Annotated in this window: 24 protein-coding genes and 1 tRNA gene; 7 read left to right on the top strand and 18 right to left on the bottom strand. The window is 70.7% G+C overall.

Going from position 1 to position 24,994, the window contains the following annotated elements:
* Positions 1–164 precede the first annotated feature (164 nt).
* Both ACAZ03_RS10600 and ACAZ03_RS10605 read left to right on the top strand, forming a co-directional pair.
* Positions 165–238: transfer RNA gene (locus ACAZ03_RS10600), tRNA-Gly, on the top strand.
* Between the two features lie 120 nt (positions 239–358).
* A complete protein-coding gene (locus tag ACAZ03_RS10605; protein ID WP_373353409.1) occupies positions 359–1,387 on the top strand; it encodes a fatty acid desaturase in 1,029 nt (342 codons plus the stop codon).
* A gap of 108 nt (positions 1,388–1,495) precedes the next feature.
* On the opposite strand, the gene pgi is transcribed toward ACAZ03_RS10605, so the two are convergent.
* From pgi to zwf, 3 genes are read right to left on the bottom strand one after another with little or no spacing between them, the layout of a single operon-like run.
* Positions 1,496–3,100 (bottom strand): glucose-6-phosphate isomerase, encoded by a 1,605-nt coding sequence (pgi, locus tag ACAZ03_RS10610; protein ID WP_373353410.1) that lies wholly within the window; start codon positions 3,098–3,100, stop codon positions 1,496–1,498.
* A gap of 33 nt (positions 3,101–3,133) precedes the next feature.
* Entirely contained in the window at positions 3,134–3,805 is a 672-nt protein-coding gene (pgl, locus tag ACAZ03_RS10615) for a 6-phosphogluconolactonase (protein ID WP_373353412.1), read from the bottom strand.
* A gap of 10 nt (positions 3,806–3,815) precedes the next feature.
* On the bottom strand, positions 3,816–5,270 hold the full coding sequence (zwf, locus tag ACAZ03_RS10620; protein ID WP_373353414.1) for a glucose-6-phosphate dehydrogenase: 1,455 nt from the start codon (positions 5,268–5,270) through the stop codon (positions 3,816–3,818).
* Between the two features lie 215 nt (positions 5,271–5,485).
* Between zwf and ACAZ03_RS10625 the strand changes: the two genes are divergently transcribed.
* Positions 5,486–5,992, top strand: a complete 507-nt coding sequence (locus ACAZ03_RS10625) for a YbjN domain-containing protein (protein ID WP_373353416.1) — start codon at positions 5,486–5,488, stop codon at positions 5,990–5,992.
* Here ACAZ03_RS10625 and ACAZ03_RS10630 read toward each other — a convergent pair.
* The 7 genes from ACAZ03_RS10630 to ACAZ03_RS10660 form a co-directional block, all read right to left on the bottom strand.
* Positions 5,965–6,549 (bottom strand): HNH endonuclease, encoded by a 585-nt coding sequence (locus ACAZ03_RS10630; protein WP_373353418.1) that lies wholly within the window; start codon positions 6,547–6,549, stop codon positions 5,965–5,967. The genes ACAZ03_RS10625 and ACAZ03_RS10630 overlap by 28 nt on opposite strands.
* 202 nt (positions 6,550–6,751) lie before the next feature.
* On the bottom strand, positions 6,752–7,426 hold the full coding sequence (locus ACAZ03_RS10635) for a GGDEF domain-containing protein (protein WP_373353420.1): 675 nt from the start codon (positions 7,424–7,426) through the stop codon (positions 6,752–6,754).
* A 172-nt stretch (positions 7,427–7,598) separates the two neighbouring features.
* A complete protein-coding gene (locus ACAZ03_RS10640) occupies positions 7,599–8,384 on the bottom strand; it encodes a GGDEF domain-containing protein (RefSeq protein ID WP_373353422.1) in 786 nt (261 codons plus the stop codon).
* Positions 8,385–8,556: 172 nt separating this feature from the next.
* Positions 8,557–9,234 (bottom strand): alpha/beta hydrolase, encoded by a 678-nt coding sequence (locus tag ACAZ03_RS10645; protein ID WP_373353424.1) that lies wholly within the window; start codon positions 9,232–9,234, stop codon positions 8,557–8,559.
* The gene (locus tag ACAZ03_RS10650; protein WP_373353425.1) at positions 9,231–9,851 is read right to left on the bottom strand and encodes a DNA-3-methyladenine glycosylase; all 621 of its coding nucleotides are present in this window, start codon (positions 9,849–9,851) and stop codon (positions 9,231–9,233) included. Before ACAZ03_RS10650 ends, ACAZ03_RS10645 begins: the two co-directional genes overlap by 4 nt.
* The gene (locus ACAZ03_RS10655) at positions 9,848–10,597 is read right to left on the bottom strand and encodes a precorrin-6A/cobalt-precorrin-6A reductase (protein ID WP_373353427.1); all 750 of its coding nucleotides are present in this window, start codon (positions 10,595–10,597) and stop codon (positions 9,848–9,850) included. Before ACAZ03_RS10655 ends, ACAZ03_RS10650 begins: the two co-directional genes overlap by 4 nt.
* Positions 10,594–11,625 carry a cobalt-precorrin-5B (C(1))-methyltransferase gene (locus tag ACAZ03_RS10660; RefSeq protein WP_373353429.1) on the bottom strand — a complete coding sequence of 344 codons (1,032 nt, stop codon included), beginning with the start codon at positions 11,623–11,625 and terminating at the stop codon, positions 10,594–10,596. Before ACAZ03_RS10660 ends, ACAZ03_RS10655 begins: the two co-directional genes overlap by 4 nt.
* Positions 11,626–11,763: 138 nt before the next feature.
* Here ACAZ03_RS10660 and cobA point away from each other — a divergent pair, with 138 nt between their 5' ends.
* The 3 genes from cobA to ACAZ03_RS10675 all read left to right on the top strand — a co-directional run bounded on the left by cobA (position 11,764) and on the right by ACAZ03_RS10675 (position 15,185).
* On the top strand, positions 11,764–12,540 hold the full coding sequence (gene cobA / locus ACAZ03_RS10665) for a uroporphyrinogen-III C-methyltransferase (RefSeq protein ID WP_373353430.1): 777 nt from the start codon (positions 11,764–11,766) through the stop codon (positions 12,538–12,540).
* An 85-nt stretch (positions 12,541–12,625) separates the two neighbouring features.
* Complete coding sequence (locus ACAZ03_RS10670; protein WP_373353432.1) at positions 12,626–13,888, top strand: cobyrinate a,c-diamide synthase; 1,263 nt, start codon at positions 12,626–12,628, stop codon at positions 13,886–13,888.
* Between the two features lie 76 nt (positions 13,889–13,964).
* Positions 13,965–15,185: an MFS transporter gene (locus ACAZ03_RS10675; RefSeq protein WP_373353433.1), complete on the top strand. Its 1,221-nt coding sequence runs from the start codon at positions 13,965–13,967 to the stop codon at positions 15,183–15,185.
* Between the two features lies 1 nt (position 15,186).
* Here ACAZ03_RS10675 and ACAZ03_RS10680 read toward each other — a convergent pair whose 3' ends face one another.
* From ACAZ03_RS10680 to ACAZ03_RS10700, 5 genes are all read right to left on the bottom strand, one after another.
* Positions 15,187–15,939, bottom strand: coding sequence for a squalene/phytoene synthase family protein (locus tag ACAZ03_RS10680; protein WP_373353434.1), 753 nt, complete (start codon positions 15,937–15,939; stop codon positions 15,187–15,189).
* Positions 15,936–16,637 carry a trans-aconitate 2-methyltransferase gene (locus ACAZ03_RS10685; protein WP_373353436.1) on the bottom strand — a complete coding sequence of 234 codons (702 nt, stop codon included), beginning with the start codon at positions 16,635–16,637 and terminating at the stop codon, positions 15,936–15,938. The genes ACAZ03_RS10680 and ACAZ03_RS10685 overlap by 4 nt, the downstream gene beginning before the upstream one ends.
* Positions 16,634–18,271: a citramalate synthase gene (cimA, locus tag ACAZ03_RS10690; RefSeq protein ID WP_373353437.1), complete on the bottom strand. Its 1,638-nt coding sequence runs from the start codon at positions 18,269–18,271 to the stop codon at positions 16,634–16,636. Before cimA ends, ACAZ03_RS10685 begins: the two co-directional genes overlap by 4 nt.
* A 109-nt stretch (positions 18,272–18,380) precedes the next feature.
* Positions 18,381–19,757, bottom strand: a complete 1,377-nt coding sequence (cysS, locus tag ACAZ03_RS10695) for a cysteine--tRNA ligase (protein ID WP_373353439.1) — start codon at positions 19,755–19,757, stop codon at positions 18,381–18,383.
* 136 nt (positions 19,758–19,893) lie between these two features.
* Complete coding sequence (locus ACAZ03_RS10700; protein ID WP_373353441.1) at positions 19,894–20,430, bottom strand: DUF1697 domain-containing protein; 537 nt, start codon at positions 20,428–20,430, stop codon at positions 19,894–19,896.
* A gap of 53 nt (positions 20,431–20,483) precedes the next feature.
* Between ACAZ03_RS10700 and ACAZ03_RS10705 the strand changes: the two genes are divergently transcribed.
* Entirely contained in the window at positions 20,484–20,849 is a 366-nt protein-coding gene (locus ACAZ03_RS10705; protein ID WP_373353443.1) for an MmcQ/YjbR family DNA-binding protein, read from the top strand.
* 177 nt (positions 20,850–21,026) lie between these two features.
* On the opposite strand, the gene der is transcribed toward ACAZ03_RS10705, so the two are convergent.
* From der to ACAZ03_RS10720, 3 genes are read right to left on the bottom strand one after another with little or no spacing between them, the layout of a single operon-like run.
* A complete protein-coding gene (der, locus tag ACAZ03_RS10710; RefSeq protein WP_373353445.1) occupies positions 21,027–22,502 on the bottom strand; it encodes a ribosome biogenesis GTPase Der in 1,476 nt (491 codons plus the stop codon).
* 43 nt (positions 22,503–22,545) lie between these two features.
* Positions 22,546–23,829: a PQQ-binding-like beta-propeller repeat protein gene (locus ACAZ03_RS10715; RefSeq protein WP_373353447.1), complete on the bottom strand. Its 1,284-nt coding sequence runs from the start codon at positions 23,827–23,829 to the stop codon at positions 22,546–22,548.
* Between the two features lie 4 nt (positions 23,830–23,833).
* A complete protein-coding gene (locus ACAZ03_RS10720) occupies positions 23,834–24,931 on the bottom strand; it encodes a hypothetical protein (protein WP_373353449.1) in 1,098 nt (365 codons plus the stop codon).
* Positions 24,932–24,994 lie beyond the last annotated feature (63 nt).

Genomic DNA, 24,994 nt, shown 5'->3' on the forward strand with positions numbered 1-24,994 from the left:
AATCGCGCGATTTCCGTGCACGATTTTCGCGCGAAGATCGTGGGTCCCTGCCTTTGAGGCCCGGCGCGGGGATGGTGGGTGAAGACCCCAGCCTGGACGCCGACCTACCGGCCCCACGCGCAATCTTGACGGCGCCCCGGTGGCGCTTTAGGTCGGCAGCCGCGGCGGGTATGATGTAATGGTAGCCTGTCAGCTTCCCAAGCTGAACGCGCGGGTTCGATTCCCGCTACCCGCTCCAGCGTCCTTTCTGATCCTTGCGACCGAAGCACGCGGGCGCCCCTGCCGGCGCCTTGGGGAATTGCATTTTCTGGCCGGCGTTGATTAACGTTTCCTGAACGGCCCCGAAGGACTCATGAAGATGACCGACGTTCAGGAAGCCCAGGAAAAGGCGCTGCGCGAGTTTACCCGGCTCTGGTGCAGGAAGGACAACCGCCTGGCGGCGCTGTCCTATTTCCTAACCTTCGGGATCTATCTGGCCACCTTTTTCGCCGCGCTCGCCGCCGTGAAGGCCGAGCTCTGGCTGCTCGCCGCGGTGATCGTCGTCGTCAATTCCTTCGCCGCCGTCCGCGCCTATGTGCTCGAGCACGATTGCGGGCATTACTCGCTCTTTCAGACGCGGCGGCAGAACGACTGGGCGGGCATCGCGCTCAGTTTCTTCACGCTGACGCCCTACCGGGCCATGCAGTACAACCATAACCGCCACCACGGCCATCTCGGCGATCTCGACATGCGGGACACCGGCGAGATCTACACGATGACCGTCGCGGAATGGGAGAAGGCCGGGCCGCTCAAGCGCACCGCCTACCGGATCCTGCGGAACCCGCTGTTCCTGCTGCCCATCGGCGGCACATTGACCTACGCGATCCGCTACCGCTGGCCGAAGAACACCATGAAGGTCGGCTGGAAGGGCGTGATGGTGCAGAACCTCGGGCTCGCCGTATGGCTTGGCGTCATCTGGCTGGCCGGCGGCTGGGCGGGGCTGGCGCTTTATGGGGTGACCATCGTCGTCTCCGCCATTCTCGGCGTCGCGCAGGTGTATCTGCAGCACAATTTCGAGCACACCTACTGGGATAGGAAGCCCACGCTGAAGCCGCGGATCGCGGCGCTCAAGGGCTCCTCGGCGCTCAACTTCGGCCATTGGTGGGATATCGCGACGGGCAATATCGCCTATCACGACCTCCACCATTTCAACGCCAACATCCCCTCCTACCGCCTGCGCAAATGCCATCAGGCGGCGCGCGAGCAGTTCCATCTGCCGATGATCGAGCCGCGGGAGGCGCTCTATTGCTTCTCGCTGAAGCTCTGGGACGAGGAGAAGAAGGCGCTGGTGCCCTTCCCCAATGCCGTCTGGGAGCGGGCGCGGCCCGTGGGCGGCGCGACCGCCTGAGGCGCCGTGACTTTTGGGGGGGTGGCCGCCTTTGGCGGCCAGTGGAGGCTCTGCCTCCACACCTCCGAGGTATTTTTGGCCAGATGAAAGGGGATCCGGGGAGGCTGGTCAGGCCCCGTTCGCCTTCAGGAAGGTGACGAGGGCGGCGGTGGAGCCGTCCTTGCCGGTGGCATCTTCCTTGCCCTCGACGATGGGTTGCAGGGCCGTGGCGAGCTCCTTGCCGAGCTCGACGCCCCATTGGTCGTAGGAATTGATGCCGAGAACGGCGCCTTCGACGAAGACCCGGTGCTCGTAGAGCGCCACGATCTGGCCGAGCATCTCGGGCGTGAGCTTCGGATAGGCGAGCGTGACAGAGGGGCGGTTGCCGGGGAAGACGCGGTGGGCGGCCTGGCGCTCGAGCTCGTCGCCCTCGAACTTGTCCGCGACCTTTTCGCGGGCCTCGTCCAGCGAGCGGCCCTTCATCAGCGCCTCGGACTGGGCGAGGCAATTGGCGATGAGGAGCTGGTGCTGGTGGTGGAGCTCGGGCTCATGCCCCTCCGCCGCGATCATGAACTCGCAAGGCACCACCCGGGTGCCCTGGTGGATGAGCTGGTAGAAGGCGTGCTGGCCGTTGGTGCCGGGCTCGCCCCAGACAACGGGGCCGGAGTCCTGCGTGAGCGCGTGGCCATCCATCGAAACGCGCTTGCCGTTCGATTCCATCTCGAGCTGCTGCAGGTAGGCCGGCAGGCGGCCGAGGCGGTTGTCGTAGGGCAGGACGGCGCGGGTGGCGTAGCCGCAGATCTGGTTGTGCCAGAGCCCGGTGAGGGCGAGGAGCGCCGGCATGTTCTCGGACCACTCCGCCGCGCGGAAGTGCCTGTCCATCGCCTGGCCGCCGCGGAGGAACGCCCGGAAGGCCTCCGGCCCGATGGCGATCATGAGCGAGAGGCCGATCGGCCCCCACATGGAGTAGCGCCCGCCGACCCAATCCTCGAAACCGAAGACCCGGTCCTCGGCGATGCCGAACGCGCCGGTCTTGTCGGTGGCGGAGGAGAGGGCGGCGAACTGGCGGGCCGGCTCGTCCACCGCCTCGCTCATCCAGGCCTTCGCGGTGCGGGCGTTCGTCATCGTCTCGATGGTGGTGAAGGTCTTGGAGGCGACGATCACCAGCGTCGTCTTGGGGTCGCAGGTGCGGAGCACCTCGGCAATGTCGCCGGGGTCGACGTTGGAGACGAAATGGCAGCGGGGGCCGTCGGCATAGGGGCTGAGCGCCCGGTAGCCCATGGCGGGGCCGAGGTCGGAGCCGCCGATGCCGATGTTGATGACATCGGTGATCGCGCCGCCCGCCCCCCGGAAGGCGCCGGAGCGGACATCGGCGGCGAAGGCCTCCATCCGCGAGAGGCCCTCGTGAACGCCGGGCATGACATCGGTGCCGGCCACATGGACCGGCCCGCCGTCGAGATTGCGGAGCGCGGTGTGGAGGACGGCGCGGCCCTCGGTCTCGTTGATCGGCTCGCCGGTGAACATCGCCTCGCGGCGGGCGGCGACGCCGGTCTCGTCCAGAAGCTCGATGAGGAGGCCGAGGCCAGCCGCGTCGATGTTGGTCTTGGAGAAGTCGAAGCGCATGGACAGCGCCTCGACGGAGAAGGCCTCGGCGCGGGTGTCATCGGCCTCAAAGAGGCTCTCGATCCGGCGGGTGGCCACCGCCTCGTGATGGGCCTTCAGCTTGTCCCACATGGCTCGTCTCTCCTCGGTTGCCGGTAGCCGGCCCTAGTCTTCGGCCCAGTGCACGATGGCGCCGCGGAGCACCGCGGCCACCGGCGCCTCGTCGGGCGACAGGTGCCGGGCCCGCTCCAGCGCCTCGCGCTTGGCGGCGCCCTTGATCAGGATGTGGCGGTTCATCGCGTCGTTCAGCACCCAGGCCGAGAGCGTGATCCGCGGCTCCGGCGCGCGGGGGGCCCGCATCGGCACCAGCACCTCGCGGCCGTGGAGCGCGTCGGCCAGCCGGTCGGCGCCGTGGAAGAGCGAGGCGGTGTGCATGTCCTCGCCCATGCCGAGGACGACGGAGGTGAGCGGCAGCGCCGCCTGCACGGCCTCGATGAGGGCCGGGAGCCCCTCCTCCGGCGTCTCTGTATCGGCGCGAAGCTGCACGAGGTTCGCCGCGGCCGCATGGCCCGTCAGCAGCCGCTCGCGGAGGAGCCGCGTGTTGGAGCGGGGGGAGTCTTCCGCCACCCAGCGCTCGTCGGTGAGCATCACGTCGACGCGCGCCCAGTCGAGCTGCGTGTCGGAGAGCGCATCGAAGGCCGGCCCGGGCGTGGTGCCGCCGGGGACGGCGATCGACACGCGGTCGTTCTGCTCGAGCGCCCGGCGCAGCTCGCTCGCGAGCCGGTCCGCCAGGTCGATCATCATGATCTCGGCGTCGGGATAGGTGACGAGTTCCATGGGTGCGTCCTCAGGCCTTGATGTCGCGCCAGCGGCGGTTGTCGCGATGCAGGAGCATAGCGGAATCGTCCGGGCCGGCGGTGCCGGGCTCGTAGAGCTTCGGCACGTCGCCGCGCGCCTCCCAGCCCGCGATGATCGGATCGGTCCAGGCCCAGGCGGCCTCGACCTCGTCGCCGCGCATGAAGAGCGTCTGGTTGCCGCGGAAGACATCCATGATCAGCCGCTCATAGGCGTCGGGCACGTCCTCCGCCTCGGGCCCCAGGGCATCCGCAAAGGTCATGTCGAGCGGCACGTCGATCAGCCGCATGCCGCCCGGGCCCGGCTCCTTGATCGTCACCTGCAGGTCGATCCCCTCGTTGGGCTGCAGGCGGATGGCGAGGATGTTGCGGTGCCGCTTCTCGTCGCCCTCGAAGATCGAATGGCCGAGGTCCTGAAAGACCACGGCGATCTCGGACGAGCGCGCCTTCAGCTTCTTGCCGGTGCGCAGGTAGAAGGGCACGCCGGCCCAGCGCCAGTTGGCGATATGGCAGCGCAGCGCAATGAAGCTCTCGGTGAAGCTGCGCGGATCCTCGGCATCCTCGCGGTAGCTCGGCTGGTCGCCCTCGGCATCGTACTGGCCGCGGACGAGGTGGTGGTAATCGACGGGCTGGAGCGCCCGGATCACCTTCAGCTTCTCGTCGCGGACGGCATCGGCGTCGAACTGGCTCGGCGCCTCCATGGCGATGAGGCAGAGAAGCTGCATCAGGTGGTTCTGCACCATGTCCCGCATGGCGCCCGACTTGTCGTAATAGGCGCCGCGCCCGCCCACGCCCACCGTCTCGGCGACGGTGATCTGGATGTGGTCGATGTAGTGGTTGTTCCACAGGGGCTCGAAGAGGACGTTGCCGAAGCGGATCGCCATCAGGTTCTGCACCGTCTCCTTCCCGAGGTAGTGGTCGATCCGGTAGATCTGATCCTCGCGGAAGTGGCTGCGCAGCGTGGCGTTGAGCTCCTTGGCGGACTGCAGGTCGCGGCCGAAGGGCTTTTCGACCACGATGCGGCTCTTGTCGTCGGCCACGTCGAAGCGGTTCAGCCGCTCGGCGATATCGCCGAAGAGCGAGGGCCCGACCGAGAAGTAGAAGGCGCGGATGATGCCGTCGCGCATCATGCCGGCGAGCTCTTTCCAGCCGTCGTCGCCCTTGGCATCGACGCGGACGTAGTGGAGCCGCTCGACGAAGGCGTCGATCCCGGCCTTGTCCTCCTTCTCGTCGCCGCCGAATTCGCCGATCGCGTCGCGGACGATCTGGCGGTATTCGGCATCGTCATGCTCGGAGCGGGCCGAGCCGATGATGCGCGATTCTTCCGGCATCGTGCCGGCGCGGAAGCGGCGGAAGAGGCCGGGGAGGATCTTGCGGCGGGCGAGATCGCCTGTGCCACCGAAGATGACGAGGTCGAACGGGTCGACGGGAATGACGCGCGATACCATGATCTCTCCATGTCTCGCCGCGGGGCCCCGGGGACGTCCCTGAGGCGGGCTGCGGCGCGTTAGCGCTAACTGCCCCGCACTTACCCACCGGGCGAGCGGGAGTCTAGCAGGCCAGCCTCTGGCCACAATCCCCCGGGCGCCTGGCCGCTGCCCGGGCCGTTGCGGCAGGGGGCGGTCGAAGGCTAGGCTGGGCGGGTCACGCCCAAGGAGCCCCGATGCACCGCCCTGCCCTCGCCCTTGTCCTAATGGCCAGCGCCGCCAACGCGCAGACGCCGGAGCTGATCTCCGCCGACGATCCGGAGGGGTTGGTCGCCTATCTCGAGGCGGAGGGGTATTCCGCCGAGATCCTGTCCGGCGTCGACGGCAACCCGAGGATCCTCACCGAGGCCCGGGGCCTTCGGTTCAACATCTTCCTGCGGCTGTGCGTGGATCACGCCAATTGCCAGGCGATGCAGTTCGACACCTCCTTCCATCTCTCCGCGCCCTTGCCGCTCGAGCAGCTCAACGAGTGGAACGGCAAGCAGATGATGGGCCTCGCGGCGGTGACGGACGACAATTGGGCCCTTCTGTCTCACCCGCTCATCACCACGGGCGGCCTTCCGGAGCCGATCTTCGCCGCGACCCTCGGCTGGTGGATGTACCAGATGGAGGAATACGGCCGCTATATCGGCTACATCACCGAGGACGAGGCCGGTCAGGCCTCCAGCTCGGCGTCCCAGTAGAGGAAGTCGAGCCAGCTCTCGTGCAGCCAGCCGGGCGGGAACTTCCGCCCCTGGTTCCGCAGCTCCTCCGCCCCGGGCTGGCGCGGCGGCTTGCGGAGCGCGAGGCCGGACTGGCGGAGGCTCTTGGAGCCCTTGCGCAGGTTGCACGAGCCGCAGGCGGCGACGACATTCTCCCAGCTCGTGACGCCGCCGCGGGCGCGCGGCACGACGTGATCGAAGGTCAGATCGCCGCGCGAGCCGCAGTACTGGCAGCGGAATTCGTCCCTCAGAAAAAGATTGAAGCGCGTGAAGGCCACGCGCTTCTGGGGTTTGACGAAGTCTTTCAGAACGACGACGGACGGCATCTTGAAGCTGGTCGAGGGACTTCGCACCCGCTCGTCATATTCGGCGACGATGTCGACCCGGTCGAGCCAGACCGCCTTCACCGCCTCCTGCCAGGGCCAGAGCGACAGCGGGTAGTAGGAGAGCGGGCGATAATCGGCATTGAGGACGAGCGCGGGGTTCTGGCGAAGCGCGCCGGGGCTGCGGACGAAACTGGTCCTGAACTCGGCTTCCATCACGGCACGTCTCCCCGCTGGTCTCACCACGGGCCGCCCGGATGCCCCGGGGGCATGAGCCAACTATATCTGGCGTCAGGGCCTCTGCAAGCCCAACATGTCGCGGGGCCCGCCCGTCTCTTGCCATGTGGATATGTCGCCGAAATGACAGGCGCCGGGCCGCCGGTCGAGGCGGCCGGTGGGGCGGCCGATCAGTTGCGGATCAGGCTGCCGGCACCGGGGATTCGGCGACGGCGAAGACGAGCCGGGCCCTGCCCTGCTCCTTGGCGCGGTAGAGCGCGCTGTCGGCGGCGCGCAGCACCTCGGCAATGGTGGCGCCCGGCCAGGCCTCGGCGGCGCCGGCAGAGGCGGTGAGCACGATCTGCGCGGCGAGATCCGTCTCGACCGGCAACTCGGCGACGACGCGGCGGCCGATGCTCTCGGCAAGGCCGAGGTTGGCGCCGTCGAGATAGACGGCGAATTCCTCGCCGCCGATCCGCGCGACCAGATCGTGCTCGCGCACGGTCGCGCGCAGATGCCGGCCGACGGCCAGAAGGCAGAGATCCCCCACCTCGTGGCCATAGGTGTCGTTGATGCGCTTGAAGTGATCGACATCGACGAGAATCAGCGTGCCGGGCCGCAATTCGCCCTCTCGCGCCGCCTGCTCGAAGAACTGCCGGCGATTGGCGAGCCCGGTGAGCATGTCGGTGCCGGCGAGATCGGATAGCCGGATCTGCAGCTTGTAGAGATGCTGCACCAGTGCCAGCGCGAAAATCGTGAAGGGCGTCGCCACCAGCGCCGTCAGGATGATGTCGTTGAAGAGCGAGAAGCTCTCGCCGCCCGAGAGCACCAGATCAAGGAACACGTTGAAAGAGACGATCGCGGCTACGAACGTCACGAACCTGCCTGCAAACCCGAGTCGACTTTGCGGCGCGAATACTCTTATCAACTTGTTCAACAGTGCACCCCTGCGCCCGAACGCTACACCATGGTCACGCGCCTGTGTAGCGCGAAGTCGCATGAGGGCCCTGCATTTTTGCGCGCGTGGTCAATGGCGCGCCCGGCAAGCGTCAGACCGCGATCGCGCTGGCGGCCGGCTGGGCCGTCTCGGCGTCGCCGTCGAGGACCATCTGCGCCCTGCCCCGCGCCTTGGCGCGGTAGAGCGCCCGGTCGGCATCGGCGACGAGCTCGCAGATCTTGCTGCTCCCCTTGGCGAAGGCGACACCGCAGGACAGCGTCAGCTCCAGAGCGATATCGTCCCGCCCGAGGTCGATGGCGAAGGGATGGACGAGCCGCGCCGCGATGGTCTCGAGCCGCTTCTGGGCGGCGGCGCGGCCGGAGCCGCCGGTCAGCGGCCCTCCGGCGGCCTTCGCCGTGATGACGATGCCGAATTCCTCGCCCCCGAGCCGCGCGGCGAATTCGCCGGGCCGCAGCGTCGTGCGGATCCGCTCGGCCACCTGCCGCAGGCTGCTGTCGCCGGCGGCATGGCCGTAGCTGTCGTTCACCCGCTTGAAATTGTCGATATCGGCGACGAGGACGGCGCTGACCTTCTGGTCCGCCGCCGCCGCCTCGAAGCCGCGCCGGTTGGGCAGGCCGGTGAGGACATCCGTCATCGCCAGCCGCGCGAGTCGCGCCTGCATGTGGCGCTGCCGCTGCAGAAGCGCGAGCGCGAGGATGACGAAGGGCAGGCTCACGGTCGTCGCGATCACGAATTCGACCGGGGGCACGGAATCCAGCCCCTTGATCCAGATATTCACGAAGACGTTGAAACTGTTGACGAAAATGACGATGCCGATGGCACGCAGGATGAAGTCCCACGCCCGGCGCGGGGCAACAAGATCGACCAGATCATCCATACTCATACCAACCTTTTCCCCAGCCCGGCATCATCACACCATCTGTGACCTGCTATCAGCGAAACAATGGCACGATCCGGCCCAATGCCGACAATTCGAACGGTCTGAAACCGGCCGGAGGCTGGGCGATCAACGTCTTGGTGGGGGAGCCCCGGAGGGCAGCGGCGGCGGGTCAGCCGCCGGCGGTGTAGCCCAACCGCTCGCGCAGGAAGGCGAGCGCGATGGACAGGCCCTGCGGCGCGATGCCATGGCCCATACCCTTGTCGACATGGGCATAGACCTCGCGCCAGCCGGCGCCCTGCAGCGCCTCGGCGGCGAGCTGCAGGTTTTCCGGCGCCACCACCTCGTCGGCATCGCCATGGACGAGCAGCACCGGCGGGCGGCTGACCACCTCGTCTTCCAGAAGATCAGGCTGCAGGAGCCGGCCGGAGAAGGCGGCGACGGCGGCCACGGGATCCTCCCGGCGGGGCAGGACATGAAGCGCCATCATCGCGCCCTGGCTGAAGCCGAGCACGGCCACCTGCTCGGGCAGGAGGTCTTCATCCACCATCAGCCCGTCGAGAAAGGCATCGAGATCGGCGGCGGCGCGGGCGAGGCCCTGGGCGGCCTCTTCCTCCGAGGAGCCGTCCATCCAGGGGATCGGGAACCATTGCAGGCCCATCGGCGCGGCGGCGCAGGCCTCGGGCGCGTCGGGGGCGAGGAAGAGCGTGTCGGGCATGTGCTCGGCCATGGGCTCGGCGAGGCCGATGAGGTCGGCGCCATTGGCCCCGTAGCCATGGAGGAAGACGAGCGCCGAGCGGAGGTCTCCGCTGAGGGGCTCCACCCGTTCGGCCTGCAACGCACGTGTCATGTCACCCCCGCCCGCTTCCTGAAGTGAGCGTAATAGGCCCAGAGCAGCCGTGCCGCAACCGCGCGCCAGGGCGACCAGGGGGCGGCGAGCTCGGTGAAGGCCCTGGGCGAAGGGCGAGAGGGCAGTTCGAAGAGCAGCCGCGCGCCCTCCTGCAGGGCGAGATCGCCGGCGGGCAGGATGTCGGGGCGGCCCTCAGCGGTGAGCGCATAGAGCTCCGCCGTCCAGCGGCCGATGCCGGGGAGCGCGGTGAGAGTCTTGAGGAGCTCTGCGTCCGGCAGGGCCTCAAGCGCGGCAAAGTCGAGATCGGCAGCGGCGAGAGCACGGGCCGTCCTCGCCTTGGCGCGGGAGAAGCCGAGGGCGCGGAGCGCCTCCTCCTCCACCCGGGCGATGGCGGCGGGATCGTGGAGCCCGGCGGCCTCGATCCGCGCCCAGATCGCCGCGGCGGCGGCGGTGGAGAGCATCTGGCCGTTGACGATGTGCAGGAGCGTCGCGAAGCCGCGCGGCCGGCAGCGGAGCGGCGGGTCGCCGGTGAGCGCATGGGCTGCCGCGAAGCGCGGCTCGAGGGCGACCAGAGCGCGGATGCCGGCGCGGAGGTCGTCTTCCGTGGCGAGAATCATCGCTCATCGCCCCCTTGCGGGAGCGCCTCGCGGGCCCAGGCGAGGGCGGCCTCCGGGGTCGTGACGAGATCGGAGGGGTAGCCCTGCGGCCGGCGCTGGAGCAGCACCGGCAGGCCGAGCGCCCGGGCGGCGGCGAGCTTGCCGTAGCCCGCCGCGCCGCCCGAGTCCTTGGCGATAACATGAGTCACGCCGTGGCGGGCCATGAGGGCGGCCTCCGCCTCTGGGTCCGCCGAGGGGCGGCCGATGACCCACTGGCCGTTCGGCCAGGGGAAGGGCTCGTCGGTCGGGTCGATGCGGCGGACAATGCAGCGGCGGGGGGCGAGCCCCTCGAAGCCGCCGAGGCTGCGCGGGCCGACGGCGAGCCAGATCGTGGCGTCGACGGGGAGGAGCGGCGCGGCCTCCTCCGGCCGGTCGAAGAACCGCCAGTCATCCCCTGGCCCCGGTCGCCAGCCGGGGCGGAGGAGGCGCAGGTAGGGCAGCCCGGCCTCGTCGCAGAGCGCCTTGCTGCGCGGCCCGATGCGGGCGGCGAAGGGGTGCGTCGCGTCGATGACGGCGGTGATGCCGTGCTCGGCGAGCGCGGCACGAAAGCCCTCCGCCCCGCTAAACCCGCCGCTTCGGGTCGGGAGCCCGAGGTCACGCGGCCGCGCCGTGGCGCCGGCGAAGGAGGCCATGGCGGGCAGCCCTGCGTCTGCGAGGAGACGCGCGAGGGCCAGCGCCTCCTCCGTGCCGGCGAGGAGGAGGATCATGCGATGGCCATGATGGCACCGTCGCGGCTGACCAGCACGACCTCAACCTCGACCGGCGCGCCGCCCAGGAGCGCCAGCGCGGCGTCGCGGGCGCGGGCGGCGATGGCATCGGCCAGATGCGGGGCGCGGGTGACGGCCTCGAGCACCGTGTTGGCGCTGGCGAGCGCGGGGTCGCCCGCCCAGTCGGCCAGCGCCGCCATATCGGCCTCGGAGCGCGAGGAATGCAGGTCCACCGCGCCCTGCGCCAGCTTGGCGAGCTTGCCGGGGCCGCCGCCGACGGTGAGGCGGGGCACCGGATGGCGCCGGAGGTACTTCAGCAGCCCGCCGGCGAAATCGCCCATGTCGAGCATGGCATGATCCGGCAGGCCATAATGCGCCTGCACCGCCCGCTCGCTCGTCGCCCCGGTGCAGCCGGCGACATGGGGCGTGCCGGTCGCCCGCGCCACATCGACGCCGCGGTGGATCGAGGCGATCCAGGCGGCGCAGGAGAAGGGGCGGACGACGCCGGTCGTGCCGAGGATCGACAGCCCGCCCTCGATGCCGAGCCGGCCGTTCCAGGTGCGTTTGGCGATCTCCGCCCCGCCGGGGATGGAGATGGTGATGGCCACGTCGGGGGCGCGGCCGTGATGGGCGGCGGTCTCCGCCACCGCCTCCTCCATCATCTTGCGGGGGACGGGGTTGATCGCCGGCTCTCCCGGCGGGATCGGCAGGCCGGGTTTGGTGACCATGCCCACCCCCTCGCCCGCCGCGAAGGTCACGCCGCCGGTGGAGGCCGCGACCCGGGCGACGATGAGGGCGCCGTGGGTGACATCAGGGTCGTCGCCGGCATCCTTGACGATGCCCGCCTCGGCCCAGCCCTCCCCCGCCGCGCAATGGGCGAGCGCGAAGCGAGGGGTCTCGCCGCGGGGCAGAACGAGGGAGACCTCCTCCGGGAAGGCGCCGCCCCAGAGCCGGGCAAGCGCCGCCTTGACCGCCGCCGTGGCGCAGGCGCCGGTCGTCCAGCCGCGGCGGAGGGGGGGCTCGCTCATGGGGCGGATCATATCGGGCGGCGCGGCGGGGCCAAGGGCGAAGGCGCGGGCCCGGGCGGCAGGCGACGTCGCGCCCGGGCACCGGGATGCCGCCCGGGGGGCTTTCACAAAGCGCCCGGAGGGGCGATATAGCGGCCCATGAAGCTGCCCGCGCATCACTGGCCGGAGTTCCAGCCCGGATGGGTCTGGCTCTGCGGCGCCGGGCCCGGCGATGCCGGGCTGCTGACACTCCATGCCCTCAACGGCCTCTCCCAGGCCGATGTGGTGGTGCATGACGCGCTGGTGGGGCCGGAGATCCTCGCCATGGCGCCGCAGGCCGAGCTGATCCATGCCGGCAAGCGGGGCGGCAAGCCCTCGGCCAAGCAGACCGACATCTCGCTGAAGCTCGTCGAGCTGGCGCGGGAGGGCAAGCGGGTGCTGCGGCTCAAGGGGGGGGATCCCTTCGTCTTCGGGCGGGGCGGCGAGGAGGGCGCGGCGCTGAAGGCGGCCGGCGTGCCGATGCGCATCATCCCCGGCATCTCTGCGGGAATCGGCGGGCTGGCCTATGCCGGCATCCCGGTCACGCATCGCGACGTCAACCAGTCGGTGACCTTCATCACCGGCCACGACCAGACGGCCGAGACGCCGCAGACACTGGATTGGCAGGCGATATCAAAGGCCTCCGAGGTGCTCGTCATCTACATGGGCATGAAGCATATCGGCCAGATCGCCGGGGCGCTGCTGGCGGCCGGGCGGCCCGCGGGCGAGCCGGTGGCCGTGGTGACCGACGCGACGCTCCCCAGCCAGCGGGTGCTGGAGACGACGCTCGGCGCGCTCGAGGCGGATATCGCCGCGGCCGGCATGACGCCGCCGGCGATCATCTGCATCGGCCGGGTGGTGGAGAAGCGGGCGGTGCTGAACTGGCTGGGGACGTGAAGGTTTCCGGCGTCGCGGGGGGCGCTGCCCCCCCCGGTCGCCCGAGGGGCGACTCCCCCCGCGGGTATTTGGAGAAAAGCGAGAGATGAGCCGGGGGCTCGTCATCGCGGCGCCCTCCTCCGGGGCCGGCAAGACCACGGTGACGCTAGGGCTCCTCCGGGCGCTGCGGCGGGCCGGAGTGGCCGTGAGGGGCGCGAAATCGGGCCCGGATTACATCGACCCGCGCTTCCATGAGGCGGCGACGGGGGTGCCCTGCGGCAATCTCGACGCCTGGGCGATGCGGCCGGAGCGGCTGCGGGCGCTGGCCGGGGGCGCGGGGCTGCTGATCGTCGAGGGGGCCATGGGGCTGTTCGACGGGGCGCCGCCGGACGGCGCCGGCTCGGCGGCGGAGCTCGCCAAGGTGCTGGGCGCGCCGGTGGTGCTGGTGGTCGATGCCGGGCGGATGGCCGGCTCGGTGGCGGCGCTGGTGGCGGGATTTGCGGGTTTCGACAAGGGGTTGCGGGTCGCCGGGGTGATCCTCAACCGGGTCGGGTCGGAGCGGCACGAGGCGATGCTGAGGCGGGCGCTGGCGCCGCTGGGCCTGCCGGTGCTGGGCGCCGTGCGGCGGGACGCCGGGCTCGCCCATCCATCGCGGCATCTGGGGCTCGTGCAGGCGGAGGAGCGGCAGGATCTGGAGGCCTTCTTGGACCGGGCCGCCGATGCCATGGCCGAGTTGGACCTCGCGGCGCTGGACGCGCTGGCGGCGGAGCTGACCCCAGGCGCGGCGCCGCTGCCCCGGCCCCCCGCCCAGCGGATCGCCGTGGCGCGTGATGCCGCCTTCGCCTTCGCCTATCCGCATCTGCTGGACGGCTGGCGAGCAGCGGGGGCGGAGGTGCGGCTCTTCTCGCCGCTCGCCGACGAACCGGCGCCGGCGGCGGATCTGATCTACCTGCCGGGCGGCTATCCGGAGCTGCATGCCGGGCGGCTGGCCGGGGCGGGCCGCTTCCTCCAGAGCCTGAGGAACGCGACGGAAGGCACGGAAATTCATGGAGAATGCGGCGGCTACATGGTGCTGGGGGACGGGCTGGTCGATGCTGACGGGCAGCGACATGCCATGGCCGGGCTCCTGCGGCTCGAGACCTCCTTCGCCAGCCGACGCCTGCATCTGGGCTACAGGGAGGTCACGGCCGAGGCCGGGCCCTTCGCCGGCCCATGGGCCGCACATGAATTCCACTACGCAACTACGCTTTCTGAAAGGGGAAATCCCCTCCTCACAGCGCGTGATGCCGAAGGCACCGCCCTGCCCGCCATGGGCCTCCGCGAGGGCCGCGTGCAGGGCTCCTTCGCGCATCTGATCGAGCCACGGTGATGCGCCGCCATGCGCTCCACCAACTGCGGCCTTCCGCGATCTTGCGGCGGCGGCGCGGCGGGGATACCGGAACGCCATGAGTATCGAGACCGAAAGCGCCCTCACCGACGACCGTGCCGCACGGCGCAATGTCGCCGTCCTCGTCGCCGCCCAGGCGGTGATCGGCTCGCAGATGCCGATGCTCTTCACCATCGGCGGGCTCGCCGGGCAGATGCTGGCGCCGAATGCCTGCCTCGCCACCCTGCCGATCTCGCTTATTGTCTTCGGCTCGATGACCACGGCACCCTGGATCTCGCCCTTCATGGCCCACTCGGGCCGCCGCGCCGGCTTCGTCGCCGGCTGCCTCGGCGGCGCCGCGGGCGCCCTGATCGGCGCCTGGGCCATTGCCATCGGCTCCTTCCCGCTCCTGCTCGTCGGCTCGTACCTCACCGGCATATACATGTCGGCGCAGGGCTTTTTCCGCTTCGCGGCGACCGACCGCGCCAGCGCCGAATTCCGCCCGCGCGCTATCTCTTACGTGATGGCCGGCGGGCTCGCCTCGGCGATCATCGGGCCGCAGCTCGTGAAGATCACGGCGGAGGCGACGGCGATTCCCTTCATCGGCACCTATCTGGCGGCCGCCGCGGTGAACCTCGTGGGGCTCGGGCTCGTCATGCTGCTCGACCTGCCGCCGCAGGCGCCGACGCCCGGCGCCCCGCGCGGGCGGAGCATCGGCCAGCTCCTCCGCTCGCCCCGCATCGCCGTCGCCATCATCTGCGCCATGGTGAGCTACGCGCTCATGAACCTCGTCATGACCTCGACGCCGCTCGCCGTCGTCGGCTGCGGCTTCACGCGCAACAATGCCGCCGATGTGGTGACCGCCCATGTGCTGGCGATGTTCGTCCCCTCCTTCTTCACCGGCCATCTGATCGCCCGCTTCGGGGTGCTGAAGATCATGGGCATAGGCCTCGCGATTCTCGCCGGCGCCGGCGTGGTCGGCCTCGCCGGGGTGGAGCTGACGAACTTCTTCGGGGCGCTCATCCTTCTCGGCCTCGGCTGGAACTTCGGCTTCATCGGCGCCACGACGCTTCTCGCCTCCAGCCACCGGCCGGAGGAGCGCGGGCGCGTGCAGGGCCTCAACGATGCGATCGTCTTCGGCTGCGTGACACTGGCGAGCCTCGCCTCGGGCGGGCTGATGAACTGCTCGGGCGGCGATGTCGTGCAGGGCTGGGACGCGGTGAACCTCGCGATGATCCCGCTGCTGGCACTGGCCGGCGCTTCGCTCATCTGGCTGGCGATGCGGCCGAAGGAGGCCTGAGCTACCAGCCGCCCGTGGCGGCCTTCACCAGAAGCGACAGCCGGCGCGCGAAGGGCGAGGCTTCGAGCCGCCCCTCCTCCACCAGCTCCGGCGCCTTTGTGGCGCGGGCGAGGATGCCGCCGGCCTGCCAATGGGCGCGGAGCGCCGGGGCGAGGCCGGTGAGGTCACGCTCCCGCGCCGTCTTCAGCCACGCAAGGCCGATGGGGGCGAGGATGCCGGCCCGCTCGGGCAGCGGCTCCATCCCCGCGGCGCGGAGGCGGGGAACGGCGAGGAACCAGTTGGCGAGGCCGCCGGCCCGCGCAGCGAGGCGGAGCGCCGGCTCCTGCCCGGGCGCCGCGCCAAGGCCGAGGGCGGCGGCCCAGGCGAGCGTGCCGGCGGTGGCGTCGAGATGCGCCTCGAGCGCGGCGCGGCTCTCCAGCGGGTCGCGGTTCGCCTCGGTCATCCGCGCGGCGATCATCGGGTCGAGCAGCGCCGCGGTGATCGGCGCCCGCCCCATCAGCTCGGCGAGCGGCTGGACGACCTCATGTTTGCGGACCTTGCCGGCCTCGATCTCACTCAGCGCCTCGCGCCACCAGGTCAGGCGGACGGCGGCGATCATGGGCTCGGAGGTGCCCCAGGCGGCGCGGGAAAGTTCGACATTCAGCGCATAGAGCGGGAAGAGCACGGCGCGCGCGGCGGGAGCCACCGACATGGCGGCGAGGAAGCGGGTCTCGTCGCCCGCCTTCACGATCTCGGCGCAGGCCTGCAGGCTCATGCGGGCCGCGCGGCGATGAAGAGATAGCCGGTCTGGCGCTTCACCTTCTCCCACACCGCCGCCTCGGCGCGGGCCTCGGCGACTGCGGCGAGGAGGGCCTCGCCCGCCCCCGGCTCCAGCGCGTCGCAGCGGGCGCGGAGGGGGCCGTAATAGGCCTGCCACGCGGCGTCGGAGAGGCGCCAGCTCTCCACCACCTGCCAGCCGGCGGCGGTGCACGCGGCATGCAGCGCGGCTTCGGAGAGCACCGGATCGCCGCCCCAGAAGGCGCGGGCCTCGGGGCTCTCCTCGAAGAGGCAGCCCTGCGAAAAGGCGAGCCCGCCGCCCGGGGCCACGAGCCTCCGCATGGCGGCGAGCGCCGCTTCGAGCCCCATCGTGTAGAGCGCGCCGGCCGACCAGATGAGGTCGAAGGGCCCGCCGGGGTTCGCCATCGGCGCCACCTCGGCGGCGACGCGAGGGTCATCCCCCCAGGCCTCGCTCACCCGCGCCACGAAGGGCGCATGGGTGTCGCGGGCGGTCACATGGCCCCCGGGCGCCGCCCCCAGCAGCGCCGCGATGTCGGCGCCGGGCCCGCAGCCGGCGTCGAGGATCCGGGCATCGGGCGCCACCCCGAGCACCGCCGTCGCCCGCGCCACATCGGCGGGCTCGCCCGGCCCCTCGCGGGGGATGCCGGCGTGGACGGTGAAGAACTCCGGGCTCACTTGCCCGCCGCCCTCAGCGTGCCGCCCGTCTTCTGCATCAGCTTCCAGCGGACGGCATCGACCAGCGCCTCCACCGAGGCGTCGACGATGTTGGCCGAGACGCCGACGGTCGACCAGCGCCGCTGCTCGCCATCCTCGCTGTCGATGATGACGCGGGTCACGGCCTCCGTCCCCGCCCCGGTGATGCGCACCTTGAAGTCGACGAGATGCATGTCGTCGACCTCCGCCTGGAAGCGGCCGAGGTCCTTCGCCAGCGCGTTCCAGAGCGCGTTGACGGGGCCGGCGTCGGGCGTTTCCTCACCATGGGCGTTCTCGTAGAAGGAGGTGATGCGCTCGCCGCCGATGGCGATGGTCACCACCGCCTCCGAGACGGTCACCACCTCGCCGCGGGCATTGCGCCGCCGCTCAGAGATCACCCGGTAGCGCTCCAGATCGAAGAAGCGGGGCAACTGGCCGAGCGCCTCCAGCGCCAGAAGCTCGAAGCTCGCCTGGGCGGTGTCGTAGGAATAGCCCTTCGATTCCCGCTCCTTGATGGTCTCGAGGATCAGCGGCAGCTCCGCCGCGCCCTTCTCCACCTCGATCCCCGCCTCGGCGAGCCGGGTGCGCAGGTTCGAGGTGCCCGCCTGGTTCGACATCGGCACGATGCGGGCATTGCCGACGAGTTCGGGCTCGATATGCTCGTAGGTGCGCGGATCCTTGGCGATGGCGGAGGCATGGAGCCCCGCCTTGTGCGCGAAGGCCGAGGCGCCGACATAGGGCGCCTGCTTCATCGGCACGCGGTTGAGGATGTCGTCGAGCATCCGGCTCACCCGGCGCAGGCCCTTCAGCGCCTCCAGTGTCACCCCGGTCTCGAAGCGGCTGGCGTAGGGCTCCTTCAGCAAGAGCGTCGGGATCAGCGTCGTCAGGTTGGCATTGCCGCAGCGCTCACCTAGCCCGTTGAGCGTGCCCTGCACCTGGCGGACCCCGGCCTCGACGGCGGCGAGCGAGCCGGCGACGGCCTGGCCGGTGTCGTCATGGCAATGGATGCCCAGGTGATCGCCCGGGATGCCGGCCTTGATGACCTCGCCCACGATCGCCGCGATCTCGCCCGGCAGCGTGCCGCCATTGGTGTCGCAGAGCACCACCCAGCAGGCCCCGGCGGCATAGGCGGACAGGACGCATCCGAGCGCGTAATCCCGGTTCGCCTTGAACCCGTCGAAGAAATGCTCGGCATCGAAGAGCGCCTCGCGCCCCTCGGCGACGAGATGCGCGATGGAGGCCGAGATGTTCTCGACATTCTCCTCCAACGTGATGCCGAGCGCCGTGGTGACGTGGAAGTCATGCGTCTTGCCGACGAGGCAGACCGCCTTCGTCCCCGCATTCATCACCGCCGCCAGCACGTCGTCATTGCCGGCCGAGCGCCCGGCGCGCTTGGTCATGCCGAAGGCGGTGATGGCGGCGCGCCCCGGCTCCACCTTCTCGAAGAAGCCCGAATCCGTCGGGTTGGCCCCCGGCCAGCCGCCCTCGATCTGGTCGATCCCCAGGCGGTCGAGCGCCCGGGCGATGCGCAGCTTCTCGTCGGTCGAGAACTGCACACCTTGCGTCTGCGCCCCGTCGCGCAGCGTCGTGTCATAGAGCCAGAGCCGCTCCGCCATCACAGCCTCCCGGACGCGCCGCGCCCCTCTCGCTTTTCTTCAGATACCCGCAGGGGGAATCGGCCCTCGGGTCGACGGGGGGCGGCGCCCCCCTCTCTTGCCGAAAGACTCATCCGAGCTTCCCCGCATCGAACCCCGGCCCGGGCCGCCAGTCGGCCCCGTCGGGCCTGTCCATCACCTCGACCCCGGCCGCCGTCAGCAGCGCCCGGATCTCGTCGGCCCGCGCGAAATCCTTCGCGCCGCGGGCCTCGTGCCGCTCCTGCAAGAGCGCCTCGATCTTCGCTCCGGCATCGCCCGCGCCCTCCCAGCCGCCAAGCTCGTCTGTCAGGAGGCCCAGAAGCCGCGCCGAGCCGAGAAGCGCCTCGGCCTCCCCCGCCCGCGCCAGCTCGTGCAGCCGCGCGAGCGCCCCGGCGGTATTCAGGTCATCGGCCAGCACCGCCAGCACCTCCGCATCCGGCGCCCCGGGCGCGGCCCCGGCGGTCAGCGCCCGCCAGTCGCGCAGCACGCCCTCGGCCTCGGCCCGCTTCACCTCCGTCCAGTCCATCGGCTTGCGGTAATGCGTGGAGAGCAGAACAAAGCGGATCACCTCGCCCGGCACGCCGCGGTCCAGCAGATCGCGGATCGTGAAGAAATTGCCGAGGGATTTCGACATCTTCCGCCCCTCGACCTGCAGCATCTCGTTGTGCAGCCAGACCTTGGCGAAGGCCCCCTCCGGATGCGCACACATGGACTGCGCCAGCTCGTTCTCGTGATGGGGGAAGGTCAGGTCCGTCCCGCCGCCATGGATGTCGAAGCTCGGCCCGAAGAGCGCATCCGTCATGGCGGAGCATTCGATATGCCAGCCCGGCCGGCCCCGGCCCCAGGGGCTCTCCCAGCCCGGCAGGCTGTCGTCGGACGGCTTCCAGAGCACGAAATCCATCGGGTCGCGCTTATAGGGCGCGACCTCCACCCGGGCGCCCGCGATCATGTCGTCGACCGACCGGCCCGAGAGCCGCCCGTAGTCCGGATAGCTCGCGACCGAGAAGAGCACATGGCCCTCCGCCTCATAGGCATGGCCCGAGGCCACCAGCCCCTCGATCATCGCCACCATGGCCCCGATATGCGCCGTCGCCCGCGGCTCCGACGTCGGACGGAGCGCGCCGAGGGCATCCATGTCGTCGTGATACCAGCCGATGGTCTCTTCCGTGATCCGCCCGATGGCCGCCTGCACGGACTCTCCCGTCTCCTCCGCCAGCGCCTGCGCGCGGGCGTTGATCTTGTCGTCGACGTCGGTGAAGTTGCGGGCATAGCGCACCGCGCCCTCGCCATAGACATGCCGGAGGAGCCGGAAGAGCAGATCGAAGGTCACCACCGGCCGGGCATTGCCCAGATGCGCCCGGTCATAGACCGTCGGCCCGCAGAGATAGATGCGCACGTCCCCCTCATCGAGGGGCGTGAACAGCTCCTTTTCGCGGCTCGCACTGTTCCAGAGCTTGATATCGGTCATGAGGCCTCACGCGCGGGGGTCGCGGGGGGGGGAGCTATCTCAGACGGAGGAGGTGTGAAAGAGCGGCCCGCGACGGATGTCAGCAGGGGATAATGCAGCAGATAATGATGCAGATGCTCTTCATGAGGCTGCGTTATCACGCCCCGGCGGCTGCGTCCACCATCTCGGCGAGCTTGCGGACGCTATTGAGATTGCGCGCCGTGACCTTGGTGCCGGTCACCACCTGCCCCAGCTTCTCGGCGAGCCTGCTGGTGCCGAAGCCCTCCGGGTGATGCATCCACACATGGCCGCCCACGACCTGCAGCGCCTCGCTCGGCGCCTTCAGCGCCTCGAGCAGGGCCTCGTCGATCCGGGGCGCGTCCCAGCAGAAGACGCAATGCGCCTGATTGCCTTTCTCGACCTCGAAGGGGCAGCTGTCCGCGATCTGCCGCATCTCCTGCGCCGTCAGCACCAGCACAGGGATCGCCCGCCCGACATCCGCCTCGATCTCCCGCTCCAGCGCCGCCGCCAGCGCCCCCGGCGCCCCCTCGGCGCAGAACACCATGTTCCCCGAGGCGATATAGGTCTTCGCCCCCTCCCAGCCGATGCCCCCGGCAAGGGCCTTCAGCCGCGCCATCTCCACCTTGACGCCGCCGACATTGACGCCGCGCAGCAGGGCCACGAAAGCCGGCATGTGCCTCTCCTTTTCCCTCGCCAGCCCCTGCCTAGCACGGCAGACTGCCCCCCATGAGCCCCTTTCGCGCCCGCGTCACCGCCATCTGCTCGGCCCTCCCCGGCGCCGAGGTCTCCGACCCCTGGGGCAGGCCGGAGGGCAGCCCCGGCCATGACGCGTGGAAGGTCGGCGGCAAGATGTTCGCCTGCATCGGCGCGGTGCAGCGGGGCGTGTCGCTGAAGACGGAGTCGATCGAGACGGCGCAGATGCTCATCGACACCGGCGTCGGGACCAAAGCCCCCTATTTCCACCGCTCCTGGATCCACCTGCCGGAGGATGTGGCGGAGGACGAGCTCCGCCACCGCCTCAGGACGGCCTATGGCATCATCCGTGCCGCCCTGCCGAAGAAGGTCCAGGCGACCCTCGCGCCCCTGCCCTGAGAGCCGGCCCCCCTGTCTTTGCTCCCGGGCATCCTCGTGGGGAGTCGCCAAAGGCGACGGGGGGCAGACAGCCCTCCGGGGCCCGCCCTCACCCCGCACACCGCCCGATGCAGCGCCCCCGGGGATCGCCCGGGCGGGCGGGCGATTGCCGAAGGCGAGGCCGCCTCGCCCGGCCTCTCAGCCCTTCCGGCCCTTGAGGTGCTTGGTGAGCGAGGTCGTGTTCGGCTTCTTCCGGCCCTTGTAGGGGTTCTTGTCGCCCTGCCCCCGCAGGTAGAGCCGGATCGGCGTGCCCGGCATGTCGAACTCCTCACGGAGGCCGTTCACCAGGTAGCGCGTGTAGCTCTCGGGCAGCGCATCGGGATGCGAGCACATGATGACGAAGCCCGGCGGCCGGGTCTTCGCCTGGGTCATGTAACGCAGCTTGATCCGCCGCCCGCCCGGCGCCGGCGGCGGGTGGGCGCTGAGCATGCCCTCCAGCCAGCGGTTCAGCCGCGCGGTCGAGACGCGGCGGTTCCAGGTTGCATGTGCCTTCACCACCGCCTCATGCAGCCGGTCGAGCCCCCGGCCGGTCTTGGCCGAGAGCGTCACCAGAGGCGCGCCGCGCAGCTTTGGCAGGAGCCGCTCGAACTCCTCCTTCAGCGCCTTCAGCCGCGCCTGCTTGTCGTCCTCGAGGTCCCATTTGTTGAGCCCCACGACCACCGCCCGCCCCTCGCGCTCGGCGAGATCGGCAATGCGCAAATCCTGCTGCTCGAAGGGGATCTGCGCGTCCAGAAGCACCACGACCACCTCGGCGAACTTGACGGCGCGGAGCCCGTCCGAGACGGAGAGCTTCTCGAGCTTGTCGTCGATCTTCGCCTTCTTGCGCATGCCGGCGGTGTCAAAGATCCGGGTCGGCACGCCGCCCCAATCCATCGTCAGCGCGATGGAATCGCGGGTGATGCCGGCTTCGGGGCCGGTCAGCAGGCGGTCCTCGCCGAGGATGGCGTTGATCAGCGTCGACTTGCCGGCATTCGGCCGGCCAACGACGGCGATCTTCAACGGGCGCTTGAGCGTTGGGACCCACGCGGCCTCCTCGGCCTCCTCCTCGCCCTCCTCGATATCGACATCGCCGATCTCGACATCCGCCTCGGCCGCCTCGGCCTCGGCGCGCTCGGCAAAGCCCTCGGCCAGCGGCGCGAGGACATGGGCGAGCTCGTCCATGCCCTGGCCATGCTCGGCCGAGATGGCGACGGGCTCGCCGAGCCCCAGCGAGAAGGCCTCAATGAGCCCCGCCTCGGCGGCGCGGCCCTCGGCCTTGTTGGCGGCGAGGATGACATGGCTCGCCTTCTTGCGCAGGATCTCGGCGAAGATCTCGTCCGCCGGCAGCACGCCGGCGCGGGCGTCGATCATGAAGAGGCAGATATCCGCCCCCTCCACCGCCCGCTCGGTCAGGCGGCGCATGCGGCCCTGCAGGCTCTCGTCGGTCGCCTCCTCGAGCCCGGCGGTGTCGATGACGGTGAAGCGCAGCCCCCCGAGCCGCGCCTCGCCCTCGCGCAGGTCGCGCGTGACGCCGGGCTGGTCGTCCACCAGCGCCAGCTTCCGGCCGACGAGCCGGTTGAACAGCGTCGACTTGCCGACATTCGGCCGGCCGACGATGGCGAGGGAAAAGGACATGGCGGCTACCTCAAGGGATCAAGCCGCCCCGATATAGCAGAGGTCAGCGGAAGGCCAGAAGCTCGCCATCGGTGTTGACGACATAGAGCGTCCCGCCGGCCACCACCGGATGGCTCGCCGCGCCGCCGGGCAGGGCCACATCGCCGAGAAGCGCGCCGGACACCGGGTCGAACTGATGCAGCGCCCCGTCGGAAGAGGCGACGATCAGCCGGCCGCCGGCGAGGACGGGCCCGAAATGCACATGGCGCCGGTTGCGGTTACGCCGGTCGGAGGTGAACTGCGGCAGCGTCACGCGCCAGAGCACCGTGCCATCCGCCGCCGAGAGCCGCACGAGCTCGCCGATGTCGTTGAGGAGGAACACCGAGCCGCCGGCGACGATCGCGGGCGAGGTCGCGCCCTCCGCCGCCGTCCAGAGCCGCGCGCCGGTGGTCAGATCCATGGCCGTGAAGCGGCCGGTGACATTGCCCACATAGACGGTATCGCCGACGATCACCGGGTCGGCGCCGATATCGACGGTGGCGACGCCCAGCGCCTCGCCCTCGCGGCCGCCGCCGATGACGCTCGACCAGCGGCGCACGCCGCCCTCGGGGAAGAGCCCCATCACCTCGCCGGAGGGATAGGGCATGACCAGCATCTGCCCCTGGATCGCCGGCCCGGCGCCGCCGGCGAAATTCGCCGTCGAATGCGTGCCGGTCTGCTGCCAGACGATGCGACCCGACGCCCGGTCGAGCGCCATGGCGAGCGAGCCGCGGGCGGCGACGAAGACGAGATCGCCCGAGACGAGCGGCGCGGAGCCGGCGGGAACGCCGAGGTCCTGCACCCAGAGCGTGGCGCCGGTGGCGGCATCCATGGCGACGAGCTCGCCGAAGCCAGTGGCGGCGAAGAGCTGGGCGCCGTTGGTGGCGAGCCCGCCGCCCGAGGCGTCGGAGGCATTCTCGCCGAAGGGCGTCAGGTCGCGCTGCCAGAGGAGCTGGCCGGCGGGCGTGAGCGCCGAGACGCGGCTCGAGACATCCATGGCGAAGACGCGGCCGGCGGCGATGACCGGATCGGCGGTGATGCGGCGCCGGCGGGAATTGCCGTCGCCGAGATCGGCGCGGAAGGCGAGGGCCAGCGCGCCGGGCAGCGCCGGATGCTGCAGCGCATGGGAGGTCGAGCCGCCCCGATGGGTCCAGTCCGCATTGGCGCGGATGGCGGGCAGGCTGATCGGCACGGCGATGTTGAGCGTCGCCGGCTCGGGCCGGATGTCCTGCCGCTCGCCGGGCAGGATGGTCTCGGGCCGCGCACAGGCGACGAGGCCGAGAAGGGCAAGAAGCGTCAGCGCCCGCATCGGCTCAGCCCTCCTCCGCCGGGGCGGCATCCGCTGCGTCCGCGCCGGGGGCGGTCGCATCCGGGGTCGCCTCTTCGGCCGGAGTACCGGCCTCATCGGGGCTCTCGGGGGCCTCTGCGGCCGGGGCCTCCTCTGCGGGGGCCTCGTCCGCCGGGGCCACCTCTTCGGCCGGAGTGCCGGCATCGGGGCTCGCAGGGGCCTCCGCGGCCGGGGCCTCCTCTGCGGCGGTCTCATCCGCCGGGGCCGCCTCTTCGGTCGGAGTGCCGGCCTCGTCGGTCGCCGGGGCCTCAGCCGCGGGGGCCTCTTCGGCCGGAGCCTCATCCACGAGGGGCTGCTCTGCGGGGGCCTCCTCCACGGCGGGCTCCTCCAAGGCGGGCTCCGCGACAGGCTCCTCCGCGAGGGTTTCTTCGGCGAGCACATCCTCGCTGTCGGCGCCGGCCTCTTCCTCGGCGGCGGTCGGGCCGGTGGCGCCGAGCGCGATCAGGAGCGCGTCGATCCGGTTCGTCATCGAGGGCAGCGCCTCGGCGTCTTCCTTGATGCGGCCGAGCCGGGCGCGGGCATCCTCGACCTGGCCGTCACGGAGTTCGGAGAGGGCGATCTGCTCCTCGGCGAGCAGCCGGAAGGGCGCGCCGGCGGTGGCGAGGGGTTCGAGCCGCTGGCGGATCTCGTGCTCGGGCAGCGTGCCGATGCGCAGCATGGCGGCCTTCAGCGCGGCGAGATCGCCATAGGGCGTCTCGAGCCCGGGCATGGCGGCGATGGCATCGAGCCGATCGGCGGCGGCCGCCGGGTCTTCGGCCACCATCTCCTCGGCGGCGGCGAGCATGGCCACCACGGGCGCGGCGGTGCCGTCGGCGGGGATGGCATCGAGCGCGGCCACGCGCTCGGCGGGTTCGGCGGCGTCCATCGCGTCGAGCATCGCGGCGCCGAGCGCCTCAGCGGCCGTGCGCGCGCGCAATTCGCGCCATTCGTAGAGCGCAGCGCCGCCCACGATGACGACGACGATCACGGCTCCGACCCACCACCAGCGCCGGAAGGCCCGGGCGAACTGGTCGCGGCGCAAGGCCTCGCTGACCTCGTCGATGAAGCTGTCCGGATTGCTCACTGCCACTCCCCCTGGCGCCGGACCTCCGCCCGGCTGCCGATCTGTCTTGCCTCCTTAGCCCGA

Source organism: Pseudoroseicyclus sp. CXY001 (assembly GCF_041714655.1).
GTDB lineage: Bacteria > Pseudomonadota > Alphaproteobacteria > Rhodobacterales > Rhodobacteraceae > Pseudoroseicyclus_A.